13 protein-coding genes are annotated in these 24,343 nt (G+C 57.3%); 5 read left to right on the top strand and 8 right to left on the bottom strand.

Features of this window, described 5'->3' with window-relative positions; translation table 11 throughout:
• Window positions 1–196: 196 nt before the first annotated feature.
• The 4 genes from DRW39_RS08630 to DRW39_RS08615 form a co-directional block, all read right to left on the bottom strand.
• Window positions 197–3,640, bottom strand: a complete 3,444-nt coding sequence (locus DRW39_RS08630; RefSeq protein WP_116106623.1) for an FG-GAP repeat domain-containing protein — start codon at window positions 3,638–3,640, stop codon at window positions 197–199.
• 72 nt (window positions 3,641–3,712) lie between these two features.
• Entirely contained in the window at window positions 3,713–7,072 is a 3,360-nt protein-coding gene (locus DRW39_RS08625; protein WP_198664826.1) for an FG-GAP-like repeat-containing protein, read from the bottom strand.
• Window positions 7,073–7,387: 315 nt separating this feature from the next.
• Complete coding sequence (locus tag DRW39_RS08620) at window positions 7,388–9,073, bottom strand: RagB/SusD family nutrient uptake outer membrane protein (RefSeq protein WP_116106621.1); 1,686 nt, start codon at window positions 9,071–9,073, stop codon at window positions 7,388–7,390.
• Window positions 9,074–9,093: 20 nt separating this feature from the next.
• A complete protein-coding gene (locus DRW39_RS08615) occupies window positions 9,094–12,375 on the bottom strand; it encodes a SusC/RagA family TonB-linked outer membrane protein (RefSeq protein WP_116106620.1) in 3,282 nt (1,093 codons plus the stop codon).
• A gap of 536 nt (window positions 12,376–12,911) precedes the next feature.
• Here DRW39_RS08615 and DRW39_RS08610 point away from each other — a divergent pair.
• Complete coding sequence (locus DRW39_RS08610; RefSeq protein ID WP_116106619.1) at window positions 12,912–14,420, top strand: DUF1593 domain-containing protein; 1,509 nt, start codon at window positions 12,912–12,914, stop codon at window positions 14,418–14,420.
• A gap of 47 nt (window positions 14,421–14,467) precedes the next feature.
• On the opposite strand, the gene DRW39_RS08605 is transcribed toward DRW39_RS08610, so the two are convergent.
• Both DRW39_RS08605 and DRW39_RS08600 read right to left on the bottom strand, forming a co-directional pair.
• Window positions 14,468–15,199 (bottom strand): LytR/AlgR family response regulator transcription factor, encoded by a 732-nt coding sequence (locus tag DRW39_RS08605; protein WP_116106618.1) that lies wholly within the window; start codon window positions 15,197–15,199, stop codon window positions 14,468–14,470.
• Entirely contained in the window at window positions 15,196–16,236 is a 1,041-nt protein-coding gene (locus DRW39_RS08600; protein ID WP_116106617.1) for a sensor histidine kinase, read from the bottom strand. Before DRW39_RS08600 ends, DRW39_RS08605 begins: the two co-directional genes overlap by 4 nt.
• A gap of 308 nt (window positions 16,237–16,544) precedes the next feature.
• On the opposite strand from DRW39_RS08600, the gene DRW39_RS08595 reads away from it, so the two are divergent.
• Entirely contained in the window at window positions 16,545–17,732 is a 1,188-nt protein-coding gene (locus DRW39_RS08595; protein ID WP_157976009.1) for a hypothetical protein, read from the top strand.
• A 113-nt stretch (window positions 17,733–17,845) separates the two neighbouring features.
• Here the strand turns inward: DRW39_RS08595 and dnaE are convergent, their stop codons facing one another.
• Window positions 17,846–21,391 (bottom strand): DNA polymerase III subunit alpha, encoded by a 3,546-nt coding sequence (dnaE, locus tag DRW39_RS08590; RefSeq protein ID WP_116106615.1) that lies wholly within the window; start codon window positions 21,389–21,391, stop codon window positions 17,846–17,848.
• Window positions 21,392–21,828: 437 nt separating this feature from the next.
• Window positions 21,829–22,251: a DUF983 domain-containing protein gene (locus DRW39_RS08585; RefSeq protein WP_116106614.1), complete on the bottom strand. Its 423-nt coding sequence runs from the start codon at window positions 22,249–22,251 to the stop codon at window positions 21,829–21,831.
• Window positions 22,252–22,449: 198 nt separating this feature from the next.
• On the opposite strand from DRW39_RS08585, the gene DRW39_RS08580 reads away from it, so the two are divergent.
• The 3 genes from DRW39_RS08580 (at window position 22,450) to DRW39_RS08570 (ending at window position 24,198) form a co-directional block, all read left to right on the top strand.
• Entirely contained in the window at window positions 22,450–22,857 is a 408-nt protein-coding gene (locus tag DRW39_RS08580; RefSeq protein WP_116106613.1) for an Rrf2 family transcriptional regulator, read from the top strand.
• Window positions 22,858–23,070: 213 nt separating this feature from the next.
• The gene (locus DRW39_RS08575; protein ID WP_116106612.1) at window positions 23,071–23,367 is read left to right on the top strand and encodes a hypothetical protein; all 297 of its coding nucleotides are present in this window, start codon (window positions 23,071–23,073) and stop codon (window positions 23,365–23,367) included.
• Window positions 23,368–23,742: 375 nt separating this feature from the next.
• Complete coding sequence (locus DRW39_RS08570; RefSeq protein ID WP_116106611.1) at window positions 23,743–24,198, top strand: hypothetical protein; 456 nt, start codon at window positions 23,743–23,745, stop codon at window positions 24,196–24,198.
• Window positions 24,199–24,343: the final 145 nt, after the last annotated feature.

Below are 24,343 nucleotides of genomic sequence, written 5' to 3'. Positions count from 1 at the left end.
CCTCCGGCCACCCGATTCTAGTTTCTGGCAAGCGGTAGATTTCCAGAACTATGTGAGTGTCAAAGTGAGTCTACCGAGAGCAGGGCAGCACGTAATGTACTGCCTTGCTCTCCTTTTTTATAGTTGGCTTACTTGAAATCAGCAGGTTCCGGAGAGCCCTGAGCGTGTACCCCTTTGTACGGCAACATCGGTGCCGCTAGCGGCTGGGCTCATTCGTGTTTCGCTGCTCGCGGTACCAGGCATGACGACTGGACTGACCGAGGTACCCACCCAATACGGGGCTGTCCGTATTCGATCGCTCGTAGGTACCCCGGGGACGCACGATCACGAGTGGACCAGAATTCTGAGCGGCCACGATCTGCGGACCGGAAGGGGTGCTAGTGATCACAATGCCGCGGCCTTCGCCGGGCACGAAAAATCCGGAGGCCTCCGGCGTAAGTGCCTCGAAACCATCTGGTCCACCGAGCAAAACCAGACCGTTACCTCCATCAAGGTAACCCTGACCGCTTTCGCCACCGAAATCGTTGCCGATCAGGAGTAGGTCGGTGTAATCATCGTCATTTAGCGGGAAGGGCATGACCCCGTAAACTGGAAAGCTCTGTGCGGCGGCGGGCAGTGGCTCGATGGTAAATACACCACCTTCATTCCGTAGAATAACTGTCTCGGTTCGATCCGCGTGGAAAGTGTAGGCTTCCCGGTCGTCCGTCGGAAGAAAATCCTCGGCTTTAGCTCCGGCGTAGGCGCTATGCGTTCCGTATAATCCTTTGATTTTCGTGGACTGTTTGGCAAAGTCGCTACGTCCAAAGAAGGGATGGGCCATCTGACGTCCTTGCCGGTCCCGGTAGTAACGGAAGGGGATAAAATCGAGGGTGCCGTTCATATCCACGTCGGTGAGCAGCGCAGTGGCCGGTGTTTCCGGGCTGGCCCGGAGGATCGTATTCGTCCCATAGTTTCCAGCTACCAGGTCGAGGTCACCATCGTGGTCCAGGTCCGTGGCCACCAGGCTATTCCAGAGACCGTTCCAGTTTTCGGGCACGGCCTGCCCGGAAAGTTCCCAGCCATCCGACCCGTTAACGAACAACCGTGGTGGTTCCCATTCCCCTACGGTCACCAGATCAGGACGACCGTCGCCCGTAAAGTCGGCAAAGGCAGCATCGCAAACGTTGGTGGCCTCTGCCAGCAGGTCCCCGACGGATTCATCGGCTACGAAACTTATCTCACCGTTTTTGCTCTCGTTGCGCAACAGGCGGCTGACAACCGGCCTGGGGTACCCGTGGGGATGGACGCGGGCGCCTACGAACAAATCGAGATCACCGTCCTGGTCGTAATCCGCCGCGCGCACACAAGACCCGGAAAAATCTATTGCCGTATCCGACCAGTTCTCGATTTTGGTGAAGGTGCCTCCCTCATTCCGGAAGAGCCGGTCGCCGTACGCACCGTCAGGAGCGCTACGCTCATAGCTCCCGCTGACGAGGTATAAATCGTCGTCACCGTCTCCGTCAGCATCGAAAAACAGACAGCCTAACTCTTCCGGCCCCGGGGCTACCTCGGCGGTGAAGCGAGCTTCGACGACGGTGAAGCCCGAACGGCCACCCTCCAGCCAGGTCCCCGGCTTCTCGTAGCTACCGCTGACGTACAGGTCATCGTAGCCATCATCGTTCCAGTCGGTTACGGCGATGCCGGGCCCTTGCTGGCTCAGTTTTCGCAACAACATCGGTTGCACGTTGAAATCGATGTAATCCATTTCCTCGTGCACATAGTCCGGAGAGGAGACTGACTCGAGCAGTGTTTCCGCTACCTCGGGATTTAAAGTGGTCGCCCGGCCGCGCCCCGGGGTAACCTCCACCGAGCCCGCCGCCGGGAAGGGACCGAAAGATTCCGTAAGCCCGGATTTCCAGCGCACACTGAGGGTCGCCTCCGCATTCCAGGCAAAATTTAGTTCCCGACCCTGACTGGACAGATAGCCTCGGTGCGGGTGGAGGTAAATCGTCTGCTGGTCGAACTCGCCGCCGTAAGCGAATTCTGACCCCCACACTTCGGCATCGGTCAAATCGTCGGGCAGCTTCACGCTAAGCACTTCCTTTGCTGCGGTATCGGCACGTTCGTTCCGGAAGAGGTGCGCCGGGTCGTCGATGTTATTGACAACGTAATCCAAATCACCGTCCAGGTCGAGGTCGGCGTAAACCGCCCCGTTGCTAAAGGTCGGTAGGGTGATGCCCCAATGGGCCGTGACATCCTCAAAGTGAGGGATGCCATTCTCCCGCTCGGTTTGCCGGTAGGCGTAATTCAGGAGTTTGACCGATGGGATTTTTTCGAGAATGCGATCGATGGAGAAGAAGCGGGCGTTCACGCCGTGGTAATCCATGAAGTCCTTGTCCGTGATATCACGCGGGAAGCCATTGGTAATGATGACATCCTTATTACCGTCCAGATCGAAATCCGCAATTAGCGGTGCCCAACTCCAGTCCGTGGCGGGTAAGCCGGCCTGCATGGCAATTTCCGTATACACCGGCAGCCCCTGTAGGGAATCCGGGCGGTGGCCCTGGCTGAGCTGGAGCGTATTCCGGACGAATTGGGGCTGATAGCCATAGCGCTCCAGATTCAGGAGGTAGGTGTAGTTATTCGCGGTCATCATCGTCTTCTGCCGCAGGTTGTCCTCGGGCAGCATATCGACTACGAAGATGTCCGAAAGCCCGTCGTTATTCAGGTCCACCACATCGTTGCCCATCGCGCTGTAGCTCGTATGCTTCACCAGGCCGGCCGCTATGTCCCGGAAGTAATGATTGCCTTTTTCGTCTACGGTATTAAGATAGACGAGGTCGTTACTGAGGTAATCATTGCTGACGTAGAGGTCGGGTGCGCCGTCACGGTTCAGGTCACATACGCTTACAGCGAGCGCGAAGCCCTGAAACAAAATACCGGTTTCCTTTCCCACTTCCGTAAAATAAATGCGGTCGCCGTCGCGATCCTGGCGGTACAGTTTGTCCGTCCGGCTACCGCTTCCATCGACCACCTTCCGGCTAAAGTCGTTGGGCCGCTTGTTATTAACCATTTTATTGACCAGCAGGAACAGATCCAGGTCACCGTCTAGGTCGTAGTCGAGCCAGGCTGCCTGGGTGTTATGGCTGGTGTCGGCGATGCCCATTTCCGGGGCGGCATCCACGAAAGTGGGCACCCCGTCGGAATTGTTGCCCTGATTCAGGAATAGCTGATTCGCCCGCCCGCTTGCCTCCTCCCGCGTCGAGGAGCAGACGTACACGTCGTCCAGGCCGTCGCCATTCACGTCCACCACGGTCACCCCGTTATTCCACCTGTCGCCACCGCCGACGCCGGCCGTTTCCGTCACGTCCGTAAAGGCCCAGTCGCCGGTATTGAGGTACATGCGGTTCGGTACATTACAACCGGTGAAGAAGAGGTCCGGCCGTCCGTCCGCATCGAAGTCGCCGACGCCGACGCCTCCGCCGTTGTAGATGTACTCATTGGTCAGGATGTTAAAGGAATCACTCTCGCCGGTGCGGTTCACGAAGTCCACCCCCGTCCGTTCCGCCTCCAGGCGGGTAAAGAGAGGGGCATCGCGCTCGGGCCCGCAGGCCAACAACAACATCGTACAGAAAGCGGCGAGATAGACATGTTTTTCCATGCTCAATAGACTTAAATAGGGCGGCGGAGCGCAGGAGATAGATCGATCGGTGAATGGGATATGCACGAAAGGTCAGCGGGTAGCTGACTGAGAAACCCGGTAAGTCCGCAGGGCGGCATCATTGCGGGCGACCATCAGGGCGCGGCTACCGTCGGCAAGATCGATGAACTTAGCATCCCGGACCTGGCCCGCCAACTTGATTCCCGCCTCCGAGGGGGGCACGGAACGCCACTGCCGGTTGCCGTCGTTTAGCAGCAGCGTACCGCGGCCCGCATCCGCCCGGCCTACCTGTGGCGCGAGCCCGTAGATATTGCCGCCCATCCACAGGTCCGGGCGTCCGTCGCCATTGACGTCGCCCACGGCAACGGTGAATTGCGGATTGACCTGGGCCTGCCAGGGTAATGGTTCCACTTCCACTTTCCCTTCGCCCATGTTCCAAATTACGCAGCTTTGGAGCTGCTTGGCGTCACTTTCAATAGCGCCCTTCCGCTGTTCCTCCGTGAACAGGGTCTCGTAGGTGGCGGCGGCGTATTCACTGTACTTCAGCGTCTTCTTCCGCAGGCCGGGGAGCTGGGCGTGGAGCTGTCTTTTCTGGGCGAAGGGGAAGGCCTGACCCTCGGCGGGGGGGTACCATTCCACGATGAATTCCGACTTACCGTTGCCATCGAAATCCTTCGTCATCATCCGAAGCGGCTTCTCCACGGAGGCGGTAAATTTACTGTTGAGCCCCCAGTTGCCTAATATCAGGTCTTCGAGGCCATCGCCATCCAGGTCCGCGGCTTCGATCGTGTTCCACCATCCCGAAGAATTAGGCACTTCGTAGGTGTTGCTGATCTGCTCGAAATTCACCGTGAAAGCGATGGTGACCGGCATCCAGTCGCCAACCATGATCAGGTCCGGCCGCCGGTCGCCGTTCAGGTCGCTCCAAACCGCGTCGGTGACCATCCCCACGTTGGCGATGTCTTCCGGGGTACTATCGACCCAGTTGCCATTTTCGCGGGTGAATAGAAAGGAATGCGGGACGAGTCCGTAATTCCCCGGTATGGCGCGGCCACCGATGAAGACGTCCATGTCACCGTCGAAGTCGATGTCCTTCGGTACGATGCAACTCACTTCCCCGCCGGCCTCCGGTGCCTTGATCAGATTGTAGACCAGCTCGCCGTTGACGTTCTCATAATACCGTACTCCGTAAGCGGCGGACTCGCGGGCCAATTCGTTTCCGCCGTTGCCGACCATCAGGTCGTTATCGCCGTCACCGTCGGCATCGAATAGGGCTCCGCAGCTGCTTTCGTAACCGGCGGTGGCCTCCAGGCTGGCATTCTTTTGGAAGGCGAACGTACCGTCTGCCTGCTGTAGGTATAAGCGGTCCGCATGGTCGAGGGAGCCAAGCAATACAAAGTCTTCAAGTCCGTCCCCGTTGACATCGCCGGTGACCAGTTCGGGCCCGGGGTTGGAGAGTGTCCGTAGCAGAAGACCCTCGTGATCGAAGTCATTAAAGCTGGGTTCGACGTGGAGGGCCGCCACGTCCAGCATATTCGTGTCCAGCACCAGGGGTGGCGCAGTACCCGCCACGACTTCCTCGGAAGGCTTAGCATGGGCCTTGGCATAATCGACTACAATCTCATCATCGGCGGCAATGCCGTCAACCTGCGATACCCTTCCATCCGGCCACACGACCTCCACCGCTTCCGGCGTCTCGCCCTCGGCAAGTCCGAATATAAGCTCTCGCCCGACGGTGCTCAAGTAGCCACGGGTCGGGTATTGCTCCAGTACTTGCCGACCAAGCGAAGTGATAAGGGTCACCTTCGCCCCGATAGCGTCTTGATTGCCAGCGGATCCACGGAGGGCTACGGTAAGGCCGTGGCGACCGTTTTCCCGCGCCCCGTTACGATAGAGCATAGGGGCCTGGTTGACGTTATTGACCACCAGGTCCAGGTCACCGTCGCCGTCCAGGTCACCGTAAGCCGCACCATTGCTAAAGGACGGTTTGCCGAGGCCTAATTCACGGGCCTCGTTGATAAAGCCAAGATCGCCGTGGTTGATGAAAGCGTAGTTGGGTTGTTCGTTGTGGGGCATCAGACTCACGAAGTCGCGCCAGTCGTACCGCCCCTTCTCTTCGACGAGTTGACGTACGCGATCCTTGTCTTCGATGAAGTCCACGAAATCCATGTCCGTGATGTCGCGGTAGATTCCGTTCGCCACGAAAATGTCCTTGCGTCCGTCCAGGTCCATATCAAAGATCAGCGCCCCCCAGCTCCAGTCCGTGGCGGCTACGCCGGCGTAGTGCGCCATTTCGGTGAATGCGCCGGTGCCGTCGTTCATCTGCAGGCAATTTTGCAGCATCTGGTGGTGGTATTTGGCGTCAAACCGTATGAACTCCGAATTGTAGGAATCGAATAGCGTCGAAGCCTTTAGGCGCAGGTTGTCCGTAGGCAGCATGTCCGTGGTAAAGATGTCCGCGTCTCCGTCATTGTCCAGATCGGCGACGTCCGACCCCATAGAGGACATCGAAACGTGATCGATTCGCTCGACCAACTCCTCGGAGAAGGTCCCGTCTTGCTGGTTGAGGTAGAGGTAGTCCCGTTCCCAAAAATCGTTGCTGATGTAGATGTCCGTCCAGCCGTCGCCGTTGAAATCACCCAGCCCGGAGCCCAGCCCGAAACCAATGCGGGAGCCGTAGATACCGGCGGCTTCAGAGACATCGGTAAAGCGGGGGCTTCCGTCCGGGCCCAAGTCGTTACGAAGGAGTTTGTCACCGCCGGCGTAATCGCGCACGTTCCGATTCTCCCCGTCCGGATTGAGCACCTGCGGGCTGAGGAATGAATTATTGAGAAGATAAAGGTCGAGGTCGCCATCCTGGTCGTAATCGAACCAGGCGGACTGGGTACTGTAGCCCTGATCGTCCAGTCCGTAAGCAACGGCCATCTCGGTGAAGCGGGGTACGCCGTTTTCGTCATTACCCTGGTTGATGAAGAGCTCGTTGGACCGGCGCTCCCCGGCCGGATTCCCGGAGTGGCATACGTAGAGGTCCAGCCGGCCGTCAGCATTTACATCGATTGCGCTGACGCCGGTGCTCCAGTCCATCGATCCTTCGGCACCACTGGTCACCGCTTCGAAATTCCAGTCGCCCCGGTTGAGGAATAAACGATTCGGTCCCTGGTTAGCCGTAAAATAAAGATCGTTCCGTCCATCCCCGTTCAGATCGGCGATCGCTACGCCGCCACCGTTATAGAAGTTCCGGTAGCTGAGCAGGTTATACTCTTCGCCCTCGGTGACGGTATTGATAAAGGTGATGCCCGCGTCCTCGGCTTCCACCGTTGTAAACAGGGCGCCCTCGGGCGCGGTGTAACCCTCCTCATCGCAGGCACTCAGCAGAAGAACGAACGCGCAAAAACAAGGGACGGCAAAGCGACAAAACGGTAAGGCGGGCATGAAAGACATTTAAACATCAAATTTACGAAATTTTGCCAGGCGATTCCGGCCCTCCCGGGGAAGCTGGGCGATCGTCAGCCACCTTACTTCTACCGTTTCTCACCGTAGACGTCCAGGGGAACTTCCGTGTGCATCTCTTGAGCTCATAGCGGACCTTCTACCGCTGGGTATGGCCGCATCAAGGTGTAGCATTTGGCCTTCGAAGAACACCGATGGGGGACACTTTGTCCCGGTTATGAATCAACAAGCCCCCCGACGAAACATCGGGGGGCTTGAGAAACGCACGTTTAGTGCGTAGCGGCAGGTTTCGGTGTATTAGTAGCCGTCGTTCTGCTGGAGGGTTGGTTGTCCGTCAATCCGGGACCGCAGAATCGCGGTGGCGGGAAGGGGAAACAACAGGTTCGTCATCGTAGGATTGTTGGCCGTTTCCAGGTGCGGACGACGGGTGCTTTCTACCGCGAGGTAGTTGGTCAGGGTCCGTACGAAGTAGTCCGAGCCATCGATGCGGGAGTAGCGCTGGAGGTCGAACAGACGGCGTCCTTCGAGGGCGAATTCGAGGCGACGCTCCAGACGTACGGCTTCGCGAGCCGCGACGGCGTCGGTCCAGGGGCCGGGGTAGGGGGAGACCCGGTAATCGGCCCAGGTAATTTCCTCGGCGTCGATGGGGACGGCGATGTCACCGTCCAGGTCACCCTGCGCACAGTTGGCGGCACGTTCCCGTACCATATTCACTTTAGCGCGCGCATCCTCGAGGCGACCGGCGTTCACGTCGATCTCTGCCTGGTAAAGAAGTACATCGGCGTAGCGGATGATGGGAATATTTACCGCGCTCAGGTTCGGGCTCCAACCAACGTTCGATCCTTCCCCGTCAGCGTAGGCAAATTTCTTTGGGCTGTACTGACCACCGAGAGCGGCCGAGCGAATCCAATCTTCTTCGTGGATGCCCTGATCGAGGTAGGGTACGCCGTTGCGACCGACCGTCCAGTCCAGGCGGGGATCGACGGGCATATCAGCACTGGGATTGTCGTTCAGGGTATTCTCCATGAGCGGCAGACCGGAGTCATCGACCAAATAGGCATTGACGAGGCTTTGGGTTGGCTGGTTCACGCCGCAGCATCCGTAAGGGGAACCGGCGTGTGCGAAGGCCAGGCGCTCGAGGTGGTTGGCGTTTTCACCGCCACCCGTTCCGTCGTTCACGGAGGACTGCACGCTGAAAATCATCTCCGGACCGTTCTCGCCGACTATGCTGAACATGTCGTGAAAGCACTCATTGAGGCTGTAACCGGACACTTCATTGAAAGCGGCTTCGGCTGCTGACAGGTTGGCGTTCAGCATGTGCAGCCGGCCAAGCATCGCATAGGCCGCGCCGGAAGTTACCCGGCCGATCTGGTCCTGATTTTGGGGAAGCAGGCTGGCCGCTTGCTCGAAGTCACCGACGATGAGCGGGAAGATATCCTGGTCGTTAGGTACGCGGAACTCCGTGGCGTTCTCATCGAAGTACGGCACGTTGCGCCACATCTTCCAGGCTTCCATGTGGTAGTGGGCGCGCAGGAACGTGGCTTCTCCCATGATACGGTTGCGGGTTCCCTCATCCAGGGACTCGTTGCTGGCAAGCAGCGTCAGGGTTTCGTTCGCCCGGCGAACACCTTCGTAAACGGCGGAAAACTTGTCATTAAGCAGCGGATTATTGGAAAACCACTGGTAGCGTTCCAGGAGGATCTGATCGTCCTGGTCACCGGGCTCGCTTCCCTTGTGGGAGTCGTCCGATGCCACACTGGCGAAGGCGTAATTAGAGGCGGCTGCGCCCCAACCGTTACCGCTGCCATTGTAGCCGTCCAGCATGGAGTAGGCGGAGATGAGCGCGGCGTCGATACCTTCCTGTCCGGTAAGGTTGGACTCGGAAAGAACGCCCTGAGGTGGGGTAACGAGGAAATCTTCGCTACAGGCCCACGCAAAAACGGTCAGACCGCAGATTGCGAATATTTTATAAAAGATCTTCATTTCTGATTCAGATTGTTTGTTTAGAATCCGGCGTTAACGCCGACCATGATGATGCGGGAGGTAGGGTAGTTGCCGTAATCGATTCCCATGTAGAGATCGTCTGCGTCAACGTTGCCACTCACGTCAAAGCTGGAAAGAGCCGGATCCAGGCCCGAGTAGTCGGTAATGGTAAACAGGTTCTGCGCCTGCACGTAAAAGCGTAGGTTCTTCAGGACGTTGCCGCCCACGGAGCCCGGAAGGGTGTATCCGAGTTGCAGCTGCTTGAGGCGTACGTAGCTACCGTCTTCCACGTAAAAGGAAGAGAGTACCCGGCTCTGCGTGTCGTTGATGTTGAGGGCGGGCAGGCGGCCATTCGGGTTCTGTGGCGTCCAGCTCTCCGTCAGGATGGCACGGTCCGCGTTGGTGTTGAATTCCCGGAAAATGGTGAACTGCTTGGTCGTATTCAGGATGTCGTTGCCGAAGCTACCGAACAGGAAGGCGGTGAAGTCGAAGTTTCCAACCCGGGCACCGAGGTTAAAGCCGGCGGTGAAGTCGGGGTGGGGGCTACCGATCACGGTCAGGTCCGCATCGTTGACGACGCCGTCCGGACGTCCGGTCAGCTCATTGGTCTCCGGGTCGAAGCCGTTGTTGTCGGCAAAGCGGAAACTGCCGGGAGCCGCATAGGCCATGTAGTTCGAGGAAGCATCGCCGTCAAGGGCGTTGTACTCGTCGATCTCGGCCTGGCTCTGCCAGATGCCGTCCAGCTGGTAACCGAAGAAGGAACCCACGGGAGAGCCTACCTGGTTGACAATGTAATCGGAAGGAGCGGTACGAATACCGGGGGCACCACGGGGCGAGAATACATCGGCGTTTCCGTCGATGCGGACAATCTCATTGCGGTACTGAGATACGTTGAGTCCGATGTCAAACTTGACCGGGCCTACGTCAGGGCGCCAGTTGATGGCCAGGTCGAAACCGTTGTTGTCCATCTGTCCGATGTTGACGAAGGGCGGCGTGACCAGTCCGGCCGTGTTTGGCAGCGCGGGGTTAAACAGGAGGTTGTCGACGGTAGACTGGTAGATGTCGAGGACGACGTTCACCTTGTCCTCCAGGATTGACAGGTCGATGCCGAAATTGGAGGTGGTCTTTTCCTCCCAGCCGATGGACGGATCGCCCAGTGCGGTGGCCGTATAACCGGTCGTCAGCGTGTTGCCGCCGTTGATGGCGTAGAAGGTGCTGGCCGGCGATCCGCCGAACTGGTTGGTAAAGCGGTAGTTGCCGATGTTCTCGTTACCCACGGTACCGAATCCGAAACGCAGCTTCAGGTCGGAGAGCCAGCCAATGTTTTCCATAAAGGGCTCCGCGGAAACCCGCCAGCCGAGGCTTGCGGAAGGGAATACGCCGAAGCGGTTTTCTTCGGCAAAGCGGCTCGAGCCGTCGCGACGAATCGTAGCTCCGATCAGGTATTTGTTATCCAAAGCATAGTTCACGCTACCGAAGATGGATAGCAGGGTGTGCTCGTTACCGGTGGAGGTGTTCGAGATGAACGAACCGAGACCGGGATTCAGGTAGCGGACGCTCGGGTCGGTCAGGAAGTAGTTACCGTAGGAACCGGCAATTTGACGGTAGCGCTCCTTCAGCGCCTCGTAACCGACCAGGACGCCGATGTCGTGACGATCGTTGAAGTTGCGGTCGTACTTCGCCGTGTTCGTCCATACCCAGCTCAGGGCCCGGTTCAGGTTTTCGGAGAAGCCGTTGTTGACGTTCGGCTCGTTGTTTTCGAAGGTGGGGAAAGTGAAGTTGGGGGCGCCACCAACACTGTAGTTGACACCGAAGTTGGTCTTCAGCACCAGGCCGTCGATAATTTCAACGGTTCCGAACAGGCTACCCAAGGCAGCATCGTACTCACCGACGTTGTTGCGGTTGCGCACCAGCATGGCAACGGGGTTCGTACCGTTGGACAGCGAGGTCGCTTTACCGCTGGCGAAGTTTCCGCCCTCGTCGTACACCGGAATGATGGGCTGCTGCTTGATGATCTGCATCAGCGTGCCCTGCTCGCTCTGGAGCCCCCCGGGAACGCCGACGTTCTGCGTGCGCGACAGGTTCAGCGTTTCGCCGATCGTGAACTTACCCAGCGTCCACTGCGAGTTAGCCCGCAGCGCCATGCGCTTGAAGTAGGTTTCGATCATCGTTCCCTGCTGATTGAAGTAATTCGCGGAGATCCGGTAGGTGCCGGCGTCGGTACCGCCCGAAATCGCCAGGGTGTGGTCGGTCACGGGAGCGGGATCGAATACGGCGTCCCACCAGTCCGTACCGCTGGTATTGGCACGGGCGATGATGTTGTTCGGGAAGCCGTAGTTGGCTTCGTCGACCGTGGGCTGCGTGCCATCCGCGTTACGCGCGGGAAAGATGTAGGTCGGAAGCTCCGGCGTGCGGCCATTACCGTAAAGGTTGTTTGGCGGCGTGCGGTTCTGGTCGGTATACTGCTGGAAGAAGATCCGGGCGTAGTCGTTCGGGTCCTGGATCAGGAAGTCGTTGAAACCGCGCTCGTGATCCTGTATACCGACATAAGCGTCGTAGGTGATGCGTGGTTTGCCCGAGGCACCTTTCTTGGTGGTAATGATAATTACCCCGTTGGAAGCCCGCGTACCGTAGATCGAGGAAGCGGAAGCGTCCTTGAGGATCTGCAGCGAGGCGATATCCTGCGGGTTGATGTTGTTGAGGTAGCTGTTGAGTTGGGGAACACCATCGACTACGATCAGGGGGTCGTTGTTGGTAAACGACGAGATGCCCCGGATACGGATGTTGGTTCCCGCGCCGGCCTGTCCGGAGGTAGAAGTCTGGATACCGGTTGCTCTACCTTCAAGCTGCTGGTTGACCGAGGAGGCTGCAACGCTCGAAAGCTCGTCCGCGTCCAGGACCGCCACGGCACCGGTGATGTCACCTTTCCGTTGCTGGTTGTAACCGGTTACGACGATCTGGTCGAGAACGGCAACGTTCGGTTCCAGCGTAACGTCAATAACCGTTTCGGGGCCTACCGTTATGGTCTGCGGAACATAACCGGTAAAAGAAAAAACAAGGACATTGCCTTCGTCTGCATTGAGGGAGTAGTTGCCGTCAAAATCGGTAACCGTTCCCGTAGACGTGCCGTCCAGCATCACAGTGGCACCTACCAGACCGATACCGGTCTCGTCGTACACGGTGCCCGTGACGGTTTGTGCAGCTAACCACCCGGAGCAGAGCAGCGAAAGCACGGTCAGGCTAACCGGATGCCATGAGGCCCGGAATTTGCCAGCCCGCAAATGCGGATATAAAACTCTCATAATTGTTGATTAATATGGATTATTCAGAGTACGTGAGTATAACATGGTGATGTATAGACAAACGATTGCGTAACCTTCAAGCCGAATAAGCACATTGGCCCGGGATCACACAGTCGGGGACTAGTAAAGTGGAAAACTGGGAAGAATCGGTATCTCAAACCGGTCACAGGCATGCACGATGCCTACGCCGGGAGTGTCCGGGTCGGCCCCGTCTGGTACGGGGGAATTTTTTTTGCTCAATTGACTTTAAATTACAATACGAAGAACGCGATAATACAAATCTTACGCTTCTGGCATTAAAAGTGCAATTTATATTAGAAAGAGCCAAGCTTTCCCTATTAAATTTCAATTTTAGTGCCGCTGATTTGCAATTGCTTGCCCCCATTCAACGTGGCTGTCGTGGTTAACGCTGCTTGCCCCCTGATAAGATCCGAGCGGCCTACGCGAACAGTGGCAGGCCCGGGGTCGAAGCTTCCACTCTCTGAAGAGGCTTCTGTACCTTCACCCCCTCGAAGCATCACTAAATTCCGGCCGCCATGTCCCTTACGCTACTTCGCTGTTTGTCCTTCCTCTTCGCCCTCGGTTTATCGACGGTCGCGGCGGGCCAAACGCCAAAGCCACGGACCGTGATCACCACCGACGGGGAGATCGACGACGTCGATTCCTTCGTCCGGCTGCTCCTGTACGCTAATGAGATGGAAATCGAGGGGCTAGTTTACAGCAGCTCGATGTGGCACTATAAGGGAGACGGCCAGGGAACCACCATGGTGTCCGAAATGGACATGACCCGGGAGATGTACGGCGAACAAACCGATCTTCGCTGGCCCGGCGAGCAATGGATGCAGGAAGTTATCGGGGATTACGCATCGGTTTATGATACGCTGCGGCGGCACGCGGAAGGTTACCCCTCCCCGGATTCGCTGCTCAGTCTGGTCAAGGTCGGCAATATCACCTTCGAGGGAGAGATGGAAAACGATACGGAGGGGTCCGACCACATCAGGAACCTGTTGCTGGACAGTGATACGGCAGCCATATACTTACAGGCATGGGGCGGAACCAATACCATAGCCCGCGCCCTAAAGTCCATCGAGGACGCCTACTCCGACTCGGCGGAGTGGGAGGAAGTGTACCGCCGCGTCAGCGACAAGGCGATCATTTACCTGATCATGGATCAGGACGCAACCTACCGGAAGTACATAGCCGGCGCCTGGCCCGATATCCCCATTCTGTACAACGGCGGTCAGTTCGGCGGCTTGGCGTACGACTGGCAGCGGGCCGTCCCCGCGAAGTTGCACTATTGGCTGGAAGGGGATTTCATGGGCAACCATATCATAAAGAATCACGGGCCGCTTACCGCGAATTACTACAGCTACGGCGACGGACGGAAGCAAACGGGCGACCCCGAGCACATTCACGGCGATCCGGAGCGGCTGGACAGCTCCCAGTGGGGGAGTTTTCAGCCCTATGATTTCCTCTCCGAGGGGGATTCCCCGGCCTTTCTTCACCTCTTGAACGTGGGGCTCCACAGTTTATCCCATCCGTCCTGGGGCGGATGGGGTGGCCGCCTGGTGCCGGTCGACAGTGCCGGTACGCGCTACGAAGACCTTGCCGCGGCCGCGGATTACAATCCTTTCACGCGCAAGCGAGACAATGCCTACGCGATTACCCGTTGGATACCGGCCCTGCAACGGGATTTTGCCGCCCGGGCCGACTGGTGCATCCTGCCGTACGAACTAGCCAATCATCCACCCGTGATCGACCCCGAAGGCGAGCTGATGCGCACGGTGAAGCCCGGAGACCTGGTCACGCTCCAGGTATCTGCCACCGATCCCGACGGAGACAAGCTGTTCTACCATTGGTTCCAGTACGGGGAAGCGGATACCTACGCCGGCAAGGCCATGATGATCCTGAATAAGTCGGCAGTGAAGCTGACCGTTCCCCGCGACATGAAATCCGGAGAAACCCTGCATCTGGTAGCCGAAGTTACCGATGGCGGGTCACCCTCCCTGACGCGCTACGCGAGAGTGGTGCTCGTTGCCGAGTAGCCCAACTATTCTGAAAAAGGTTTTTACCTGCGCTCCGACGCCCTGAATTACAATTGGCGATTATCGATGATCTCCTTGAGTTCCCGGCGGTAGGTGTCGCTGACGGGAACGGTGACGTCTCCGATGGTCACCTCATCCCGCGATACTTCCTCGATCCATTTCAGGGCCACGATGTAGGAGTGATGCACCCGCACGAACTGGCCGGCCGGCAGGGTTTCCATCAATTTTTTCAGGCTCTGTAGCGTAGTGATACGCTTGGAAAGCGTATGAATTTTTACGTAGTCCTTGAGTCCCTCGATGTGGGTGATCTCGTCAAAATTGATGCGTACGGACTTCGTCCCGTCCTTGACGAAAAAAAAGGAGGGGGCGGCGGGCGCAGGTATAGAGCCCTCCACGGAGAGGACGCCCGGCGAATGCACCGGATTCTTGGCCTGGGTAATGCGCTCGACGCACTGCAAAAACCGTTCGAAGGTGATTGGTTTGAGCAGGTAGTCCGTGACCTCTAGCTCGTAGCCCTCGAGGGCGTATTCGGAGTAGGCGGTCGTGAGGACGACGACGGGCTTTTTTTTGAGGATCTTCAGCAGCGACGTACCGGTCAGTTCGGGCATCTGTACGTCCAGAAAAAGGATATCCGGCGGATCTTCCTGGAGCACCTTCAGGGCCTGCAGGGGGTTGCCGATCGACGCGGTAAGGGTCAGGTTTGGCGTTTGCTCGACGTACTGTTGCAGCAGGCGGCGGGCCATGGGTTCGTCGTCGACCACCAGGCAGGTCAGGTTCATGCCAGATCTAGTTTAAGAATCACCTCGTACCGTTCATCGGTATCGGAGATGCGCAGATAGTGATGGCCGGGGTAGGAGAGTTCCAGGCGACGCTTGACGTTTTGCAGCCCGATGCCGGATTTGTTCTTCAGCACCTTGCTGTCATCCGACAATTTACCGTTTGCAACTCGGTACACCAGCTCCGACCGATCCGCCTCCAGGTGAACCGTGATCCAGGGTGCGGTGGCGGAGCTGCTGACGCCGTGCTTGAAGGCATTTTCCAGGAAAGTGATAAGGATCAGCGGAGCGATGCGTACGCCGGCGGTCGTTCCTTCCACCTCGAAGGTGATCGGCACGTTCTCCTCCAGGCGAAGGCGCTCCAGGCTGAGGTAGTTTTCGATGTACTCGATCTCGCGGTCCAGGGGTACGTTTTCGTGGTTGCTCTCGTAGATCATGTACCGCATCATACCCGAGAGTTTGGCGATGACTTCGGGCGTACGCTGGCTGTTGTTGACGGCCAGGTAGTACAGGTTATTGAGCGTATTGAACAGGAAGTGGGGGTTGACCTGCGCGCGCAGAAACTGGAGTTCGCTGGTCAGTTGCTGATTGGCCAGCTCCTTACGGCGGGCTTCCAGTTCGAAGTAATCCTCAACGAAACGGAGCAGCCCGACGCAGGCGACGGCGAAGAAAACGCTCATCAGGACGTTGATCGCGAAGCGGGAACTGTACATCCAGTCATCCGGGCCTAAGTAGTAAGCCAGCACCGCCTGTTTGCCCTTCAGGAATAGATAGGACAGGAGAATATACACCGGCAGGAAGGTCAGCAGGTACCGGCCGATTTTCTGGTGCCTTAATAATCGGGGCAGGAAAACGAAGTAATTGAGGTAACCGATGGCCATGAGGCCAAGCGTATGAAACGTCAGATCCCCAAACACGCGGCCCCAGTCGGGTTCTCCTTTCCGCGCATAGCTGATCGTGTAAAAAAACAGCGAGGCGTATACACTCCAGAAGGCGAAGTGCAGGATAAATTTCTTGTGCCGCTGAAAAAGATTGGCCATAGGCGCTGGAATCACATGCCAAGGTAAGGCAATAGCTGCACCCTCCCCAGCGAATCAACCTATTTGGTCCGCTCACTCGATGACCGCCTGTATCTAATCTACTATCCGTGGTGCTGGCGGACGGCCGTCCAAACGTTTATGCGGGCGGTAACGTCTGCCCCCGCGCTAGTTGCCCTGAAAGTTTACTTCCGGCTTCGCCCCATTTCGCGGAGGCCGGTGGCTGGGGTGAAACCCCGTTAATGTTTGCGGGGAATACGCTATTATACCCCAGGCCATCATTTGTGAGGTACACCTAAATACGCCCTTCCATGCTACGTTTTTGTTTGTCCGGGTTGCTGGTCCTATTGGCGATGACGTTATTTTGCCAGTCCGACTACCAGCCCGGCTACCTGATCAAGGCCAGTGGCGAAAGGCTCGCGGTGGACATACTGGATCGCGATTGGGCCACAAGTCCCGAGACCTTTAAGTACCGTACGACCGATGGGTCAACCCAAATCGGTGATGTGGGGACGGTTCGCGAGTTCGGGATCGGCGAGAGTGAAGTGCGCTACGTGCGGGCCGGGGTCGATATAGAAGATTCGCCGCGGGAATTGAACAGCCTCAGTAAATCACCGCTCCCCGAGTACCGCCGAGACACGGTCTTTCTGGAGGTGTTGCTAGACGGGGCCGCCGACCTGTTCTATTATAAATCCGGTAACCGATTGCTGTTTTTTTACCGGATGGGCGAGGGGGCCATCAAGCCCCTGGTCAGCCGCCGCTATTTGAGTGGGGACCGGATGGTTCATCAGGACTTATACCGGGATGTCTTGTTCTCCCTGATGGCTTGTGGCGTTTCCACACCTGGGAAGAAGTTGGACTATGCCCGAAAGCCATTGATGCGCTACGTCGAAAATTACAATGCGTGCGTAGGGGCCGAATACGTGATCTACGAGCGCCGTAATCAGGGCCGCCGTTTCCGTCTGGCCCTGCGTGGGGGCGTAGATCATCATCGGTCGAGTATGGGATACATATCCTCGAGCGGGAGGGTGGACACCTACGACTACGACGACGTGCTCGTCCCGCGCGTCGGGATCGAGGCGGAGCTCACCTTCCGATTCCTGCACGCCCAGTGGGCGGTAACGGGGGAGGCGTACTATCAGCGCTTTCGCCTGGACTGGGTGGCGGAGCCCATCGGCCGGGAACTAGATTTGGATGTAACCTCGATAAATGTTCCGGTGGGTGTCCGGTACTACTTCAGTCAGGGTACCAAGACGGATGTTTACGCAAATTTATTCGGGCAATTCCTGTTTCCGGTCGATGGTGACGCCTACTACGCCTCGGGTCTTAAGCAGCAGGTCTTTGTCAGTATGGCACCCGGGGCCGGTGCCGGCGTCAGGTTTGCCGATCATCTCCAACTCGAACTCCGGTATAATCTCGCGCAGGATATGCTGCGGTCCAATACAGCGCTACAGCACCGCCAACGTACGATTTCGCTGGTAGGGGGGTATCAGTTCTGACGACTCATCCCTTCCTCAATCGGATGTCTACTCCTTCGTGACGCCTTCGCATGGATGCCTTGGCTAACCGAATACTCTCTGCTGGTACCGGCAGCCGGCTATCGATCGATTGCTTAGCCCGCGGATACCCGGTACTTTATACCCAGACGCTCGATCTCGTTGATGAAATCGGTATCCGCGTCGACCGTACGCTCCCGGCTCACCATCTTCAGTTTGATGTCCGCTTCGGGGTCGTAAAAGACCATGCGCAGTTTTTGCTGCCCCTGGTACTGCTGGCAGAGATCGTCGAGTGATCGAACCAGTTCGGGGGAGAGATCGGGTAGGGGAAGCTTCAGGATGATGGCATCGGTCATTTCCCGGCCGAGACCTTCGAGGAGCTTTACTTCGTTCACGCTGATTTCTACTTCGTCGCTGTTCCACTTGGGGCGGTAGCTCGCCTTTACGAAGACCGCCTTGCCCTGGCTCAGTACGTGCTTGTATTTCTCGTAGTCTTCCCCGAAGAGCTTGAATTCGATGGTCTCGTCGAAGTCGCTGAGTTCGAAGATCCCCCAGCCGTTGCCGTTCTTCGAGACCATGTGCCGGGAACTGCTGATCATACCGGCCAGCCGGAGCGGCGTCTTACCGTAGCGTTGTGGGTCCAGCTCGCCCAAAGAGCAGGTGACGAAGTTATCGATCTCCAGTTTATAGCCGTCGAGCGGGTGACCGCTAACGTAGATGCCGGTGACTTCCTTCTCACGGCTCAGTTTCTCGGGCAGCGTCCATTCGTTGGCCTGCGGGGGCTCCGGCTCGTCGGGCAGCACCTCGTCCTGCATCGCGCCGAAGAGGGAAGAAGCGGCGGAGGCCAGCTGGCTCTGGTAAGCATTGGCGTATTTGGTGACGTGCTCCAGGTAGCTGTCGTACTTCTCACTCGGCGCGAAGTACTGGGCCCGGTGGGTCTGCTTGAAGCAGTCGAAGGCGCCGGCATCGACGAGGGCTTCCAGTACCCGTTTGTTTACGCTGCCCGGCTCTACGCGCTGCATCAAGTGAAAGACGGAATCGAAGGGACCCTCCTGCTTACGCGTAGTCAGGATAGATTCCACCGGACCTTCACCGACCCCCTTCAGGGCGGTCATGCCGATGCGGATCGCTCCGTCCTGGTTGACGGCGAAGTCGGCCTGGCTTTCGTTGATGTCCGGTCCGAGCACCGGGACGTTCATGCGCTTACATTCCTTAAGGAAGAAGGTGAGCTTGGTCTGGTCGGTCCGGTTGTGCGTCAGGACCGAAGCCATGTACTCGGCGGGGTAGTGGGCCTTGAGGTAGGCCGTCTGGTAGGCCACGAAGGCGTAGCAGGTACTATGCGATTTGTTGAAGGCGTAGGAGGCGAAAGCTTCCCAATCCTTCCAGATCTTGCCGAGCTTATCCTCGGGGTGGCCGTTGGCCGTTCCTCCCTCGATGAAGGTGGGGTACATCTTGTCGAGTACCGCCTTCTGCTTTTTACCCATCGCTTTCCGCAGCACGTCGGCCTGTCCCTTGGAGAAGCCGGCGATGGACTGGCTGAGCAGCATGATCTGCTCCTGGTAGACGTAGATGCCGAAGGTTTCCTTCAGGTATTTTTCCTCCCCGTCGAGCGTATACGTGATGGGTTTACGGCCGTGCTTCCGGTCGATGAACTCCGGAATGTACTCCAGCGGCCCCGGGCGGTAGAGCGCGTTCATGGCGATCAAGTCGTCGAAGGTCGTCGGCTTGAGGTTTTTCATGTGCTTCTGCATCCCGCCCGACTCGTACTGGAAGATGCCGTTGGTCTCCCCGCGCTGGAACAGCTCGTAGGTCTTCGGGTCGTCCAGGGGGATGGCATCGATGTCAATGTCCAGGCCGTGATTTTCCTTGACCATCGCCAGCGCATCCTTGATAATGCTCAGCGTTTTCAGCCCCAGGAAGTCCATCTTCAGCAGGCCGGCGGTCTCCGCTACGGAGTTGTCGAACTGGCTGATGTACATACCCGTCTCCTTGTCCGCCGTAACGGGGACGTGGTCGGTCACCGGAGTGGGGGTGATGACGACCCCACAGGCGTGAACCCCGGTATTACGGATGCTGCCCTCCAGCTTGGAGGCCGTGCGGATCATCTCGCCGATCTCGTCCTGCCGGTCGGCCATCTCGCGGAAGCGGTAGGCTTTTTCGGTATCGTCACCGTTGAGCTTTCCCTTCAGTTTGGCGGCAATGTCCTTGGGGGCCAGCACGTCGCGGAGGGTGGCTCCCAGCTGGGCGGGGAAAGACTTGGCTACCTTATCGACCTCACCCAGCGGGACGTCCATGACCCGACCCACGTCGCGCAGGGAAGAACGGGCGGCCATGGTACCGTAGGTAATGATCTGGGCCACTTGTTGCTGGCCGTACTTATCGATGACGTAGTCGATCACCTTCTGGCGGCCAACGTCGTCGAAGTCGATATCGATATCGGGCATCGACACCCGCTCCGGGTTGAGGAATCGCTCGAACAGGAGGTCGTACTTGATCGGGTCGATGTTGGTGATTCCGGTGCAGTACGCTACGGCCGATCCGGCGGCGGATCCACGACCCGGTCCTACGCTCACGCCCATCTTGCGGGCGGCGTCGGTGAAATCCTGTACGATGAGGAAGTAGCCGGGATAACCGGAGGCCTTGATGACCGATAATTCGAAATCGAGTCGCTCGGTAATGATGGCGTTAAGCTCCCCGTACCGCCTTTTCGCGCCCTCGTAGGTGAGGTGGCGCAGGTATTCGTCCTGGGTTTTGAAGCCCGCGGGCATCGGGAAGTTGGGCAGCAGTACGTCGCTGGTCAGCTTCAGATGGTCGATCTTGTCGTGGATCTCCAGGGTGTTGGCGACACTCTGCGGGACGTCCTTGAAGAGGTGGCCCATTTCCTGCTGCGACTTGAAGTAGAAGTCGCTGCTAGGAAACTTGAAGCGGCTCATGTCTTCCATGAGGCTGCCCGTATTCACGCAGAGCAGAATATCGTGGGGCAGGTAGTCATCCTCCTCGACGTAGTGGCTGTCGTTGGTACAGATCACCTTCACGTCGTGCTTATTCGCAAAGCCCAACAATTTCTGGTTGATGTCTTCCTGGCTGATGCCGAGACCGTCGATGTCCTCGAGTCCGCGGTGCCGCTGCAGCTCGATGTAGTAGTCTTCCCCGAAAACGCCGAGCCACCACTTGAGGGCGATCTCGGCTTCCTCGTCCTTTCCCTGCAGGAGCAACTGGGGAATTTCCGCGCCGATGCAGCAGCTGGTGGCGATCACTCCTTCACTGTACTGCTGCAGCAGTTCCTTGTCGATGCGTGGGTACTTACCGTACAGCCCTTCGATGTAGCCCAGACTACAAAGCTTAGCCAGATTCTGGTAGCCCTGCTTGTTCTTCGCCAGCATCAACTGGTGGTAGCGGACGTCTTTTTCCCCCCGTGCGCGACTGAAGGCCTTTACGTGCCGGTCTTCCACCAGGTAGAACTCACAGCCGATCATGGGCTTCAACCCCCGCTTATCCGCCTCCGCGACGAACTTGAAGGCCCCGAACATATTCCCGTGGTCGGTCAGCGCAACCCCCTTTTGGCCGTCGGCCTGCGCCTTGTCCATCATCACGCCGATCTCGGAGGCTCCGTCGAGCAGCGAGTATTGCGTATGACAGTGGAGGTGGCAGAATTCGGGCATCGGCGGGGCATTTTTCGACCTCGGTAAGGTACCCAGAAAACGCCTTTTTCAAACAAAAAGTTATCAACAGGGTGTTGGGAGTTGGGAATTCATTGCGCTTGCGGTAAGGGCTTTTCGCGGTCGCCCGGTGAGCCTTCGTCTTTTAGCCATAGGCCGCCTCATATGTACCGCTAATCCGCGATATCAAGTCGTTTCGGTATGGTGAAGCCGGGGTACTATACGAAACCGGCGGTGAAAAGCTTTCACTGCCTGATCTAGTTAGGGTGAAGCTCATACTGCTTGGCAAATGGCTGACTTTCTTTTAAGGCTTCAATGGCGACCCGCACCGCTTCCGCTAATACGGATCCGTTGAGCGGGCAGGTAGGTCTTTCAACCCGGTATTAAACCGTTGGGAAAGGAGACGAGCCATGGCAATCGCGAAGCGTGCGTCGGGAACCCTAGCTGCGATCGGAGGTCTCCGGAGGCGCTACTTTCAGGTCGCCCGAGGCGACGGCGGCCGCCACTTCGGGCTTGTATTTGCAGACCATGTGAATCCATACGGAACGGGCGAAGCGGAACCACCAGACAAAGACGACCGCCACAATGGCGATGAGCGTGGCAAAGGAGGCGATCATCGACCAACCGAGCACCCACCGTAGGAACATCACGATCGCCAGGCAGGCAAATCCCGAACCGATGTAGGAGATGAACATCGATCCGTAATAGAATCCCGGCTCGGGAAAGTAATTCTGCCCACAGGCCGGGCAGTGCTTGTACTGGTCGAACGGACGCTTGAAGGAGAACGAACCGGTCGGGAAGAGATCTCCCTGGTGGCAGGTAGGGCACCGCAGGGCGAAGATGTTGGCAAGAATGGAAGCCATAGTATTATGATTTTCGGAGAAATCGGTTCCGCCGGATATGGATCGGTCCGTTTATGTCGATTCAACGATCCAAGAGAACGGTAACTAGAAGACAAACCATTCTGTAATTAGTTTTGTTACAGTATTAATTCTACCCCGTTTTCTGCGCGGCGCGGTCCGGATGGGCTCGCCTTGCAAACCCCTGAACTTCGACCCCACATGAATAACGGACGCTTTGCCACGGCCCTTCACCTGCTGACCCTGCTCCGGCTAAACCGCGGTGAGTTGCTGTCGTCCGATTATATGGCCGGAAGCGTGAACGTCAATCCGGCGGTGGTGCGTAAGGAGCTTAGCAACCTGCGCGATCGCGGCCTGGTGACCAGCAAAGAGGGTAGGGGCGGCGGCTACTCCCTGGGCAAGCCCGCCACGCAGATCCAGTTGTCCGAGGTGTATCAAGTCGTAAGGGACACCCACGTTCTGGGCCGGTCCAACGACCCTAATCCGGACTGTCCCGTGGGTAAGCAGATCAACGGACACCTGCAGGATCTCTACCGCCGGGCGGACGAAGCCCTGCTGAATCAGCTCGGGCAGCTTACCCTGGAGGATTTCGGCCGGAAGTTCGATTAAGCTTTCGCCTAAAACTGAAACGAAAGTACTTACAGTTTGACCTATTCTTCCCTCTAGTATTTCATGATATTCTACTGATCGGTGCCACCGGCTTGGTCGGCCGCGCCACGCTAAACCGAATATTGGGCCGGCGCCCTTACCGTCCGCGATTACCTTACCGAACTCCAACGGGAGCAGGAGCTAGACTCGATCTTCCTGAGCCCGGCCCTGAAAATGCACCAGGGTACCTCCGGCGAGTGCCTCGGTGCCTACCGCGAGGGGCAGGACGTGAACCGGCAAGCCGCCTACCTGCCCCTCTGTGAGCAACTTGGTATTCTCCGTGACGCGTTCCTCGCTGCCTCCCGCAGTGCTGCGGCCCGGTCCCGCGCCCGGAAGCAGGCGAGCGGCTTTCCCACGCTGCTCCTGCAAACCGGAGACGTAACCCAGGTTTTGGAAAGCGGTTACGCACCCCCGGAGGAGATCACCCGGGCGGTCGATGCCGTATTACAGCCCGCCTTGGATAATCGCTAATGAAATTCCATCCCGACGCTGTCCTGCTGGCAGCGTCGGTGTACTTTACTTTGGCAAAGGCCAGCATGACGGTATTGCCGAAGAGCTTAATTGGGTCGAGCCGTAGCGCGCGGGTATCTTGAGGGACTGAGCCCCGCCATCCCGACGATTCCCGACGGCAATTCCCTGACCTACTATTGGTAGGATATGTTTTGTGTATAAATGTAACCTAGGGGAGATGATCATTACGGTTTTCTGCCCCTTCCCGTAAATTGAGTAGCCCTATGGTCCGGAAATTCGAGGTATTAAAATCTCTCGACAAGATTGTCTGATTAGCAGAGCCTCTTAAGACGAAGGCTATATTCTTGAAGTTGACAAATGAACCACTTAAGCCATATGAAACACTACTTCACGGCAGTAATGCCAGCCCCTTCAATCATCAAAAACAATCAAGGAATCCATCAGCTCAGGGAGGGAGTATTTTTGACCGGAGATGGAATGTGGATGGTTACTCTGGGAAGGTTGCAAAGCCAGATCGTGGATGTAAATCAACTTTTCACTTTCAAGGTTTGGATCAAGATAAGCCTGCAAGATATTGAGAGATTAACCCAAGAAAATCATGACTTCGAGTGTGATGGTGAGTTGTTAGATGATGTTCCGTTTTATCAGTATGGGAAAGGTGAAATGGTCTATGTGAAATTTGACACGGATCGGGCTAATTTTCATGAGCCTTCATTGCGCGTAAAATCATCCAGTCACGAATTCTACCTTCATCAGGAGTACGGAATACCTAAAGCGAAATTTCTTGAATGGATGAGGTCTTTGGAAGCTGGAGAGGCTCCAATTGCGTAGTGCCAATGGAGATTTACCTCGCTCTGCCCCTGCATGAAGCAGTAGTACGGCGAAGGATATAGCTGCAGGTCGATTCAACACCCATCGCTAGGTTACACTCCGTGTAGAAGTGTAACCTAGTAAAATCACTTACTTAGCTGGTGGT

The organism is Lewinella sp. IMCC34191, assembly GCF_003390935.1.
In the GTDB taxonomy this organism is placed as follows: Bacteria; Bacteroidota; Bacteroidia; order Chitinophagales; family Saprospiraceae; genus Neolewinella.
The sequence above is the reverse complement of the archived record's forward strand: the minus strand, read 5'-3'. Positions and strand labels throughout refer to the sequence as shown.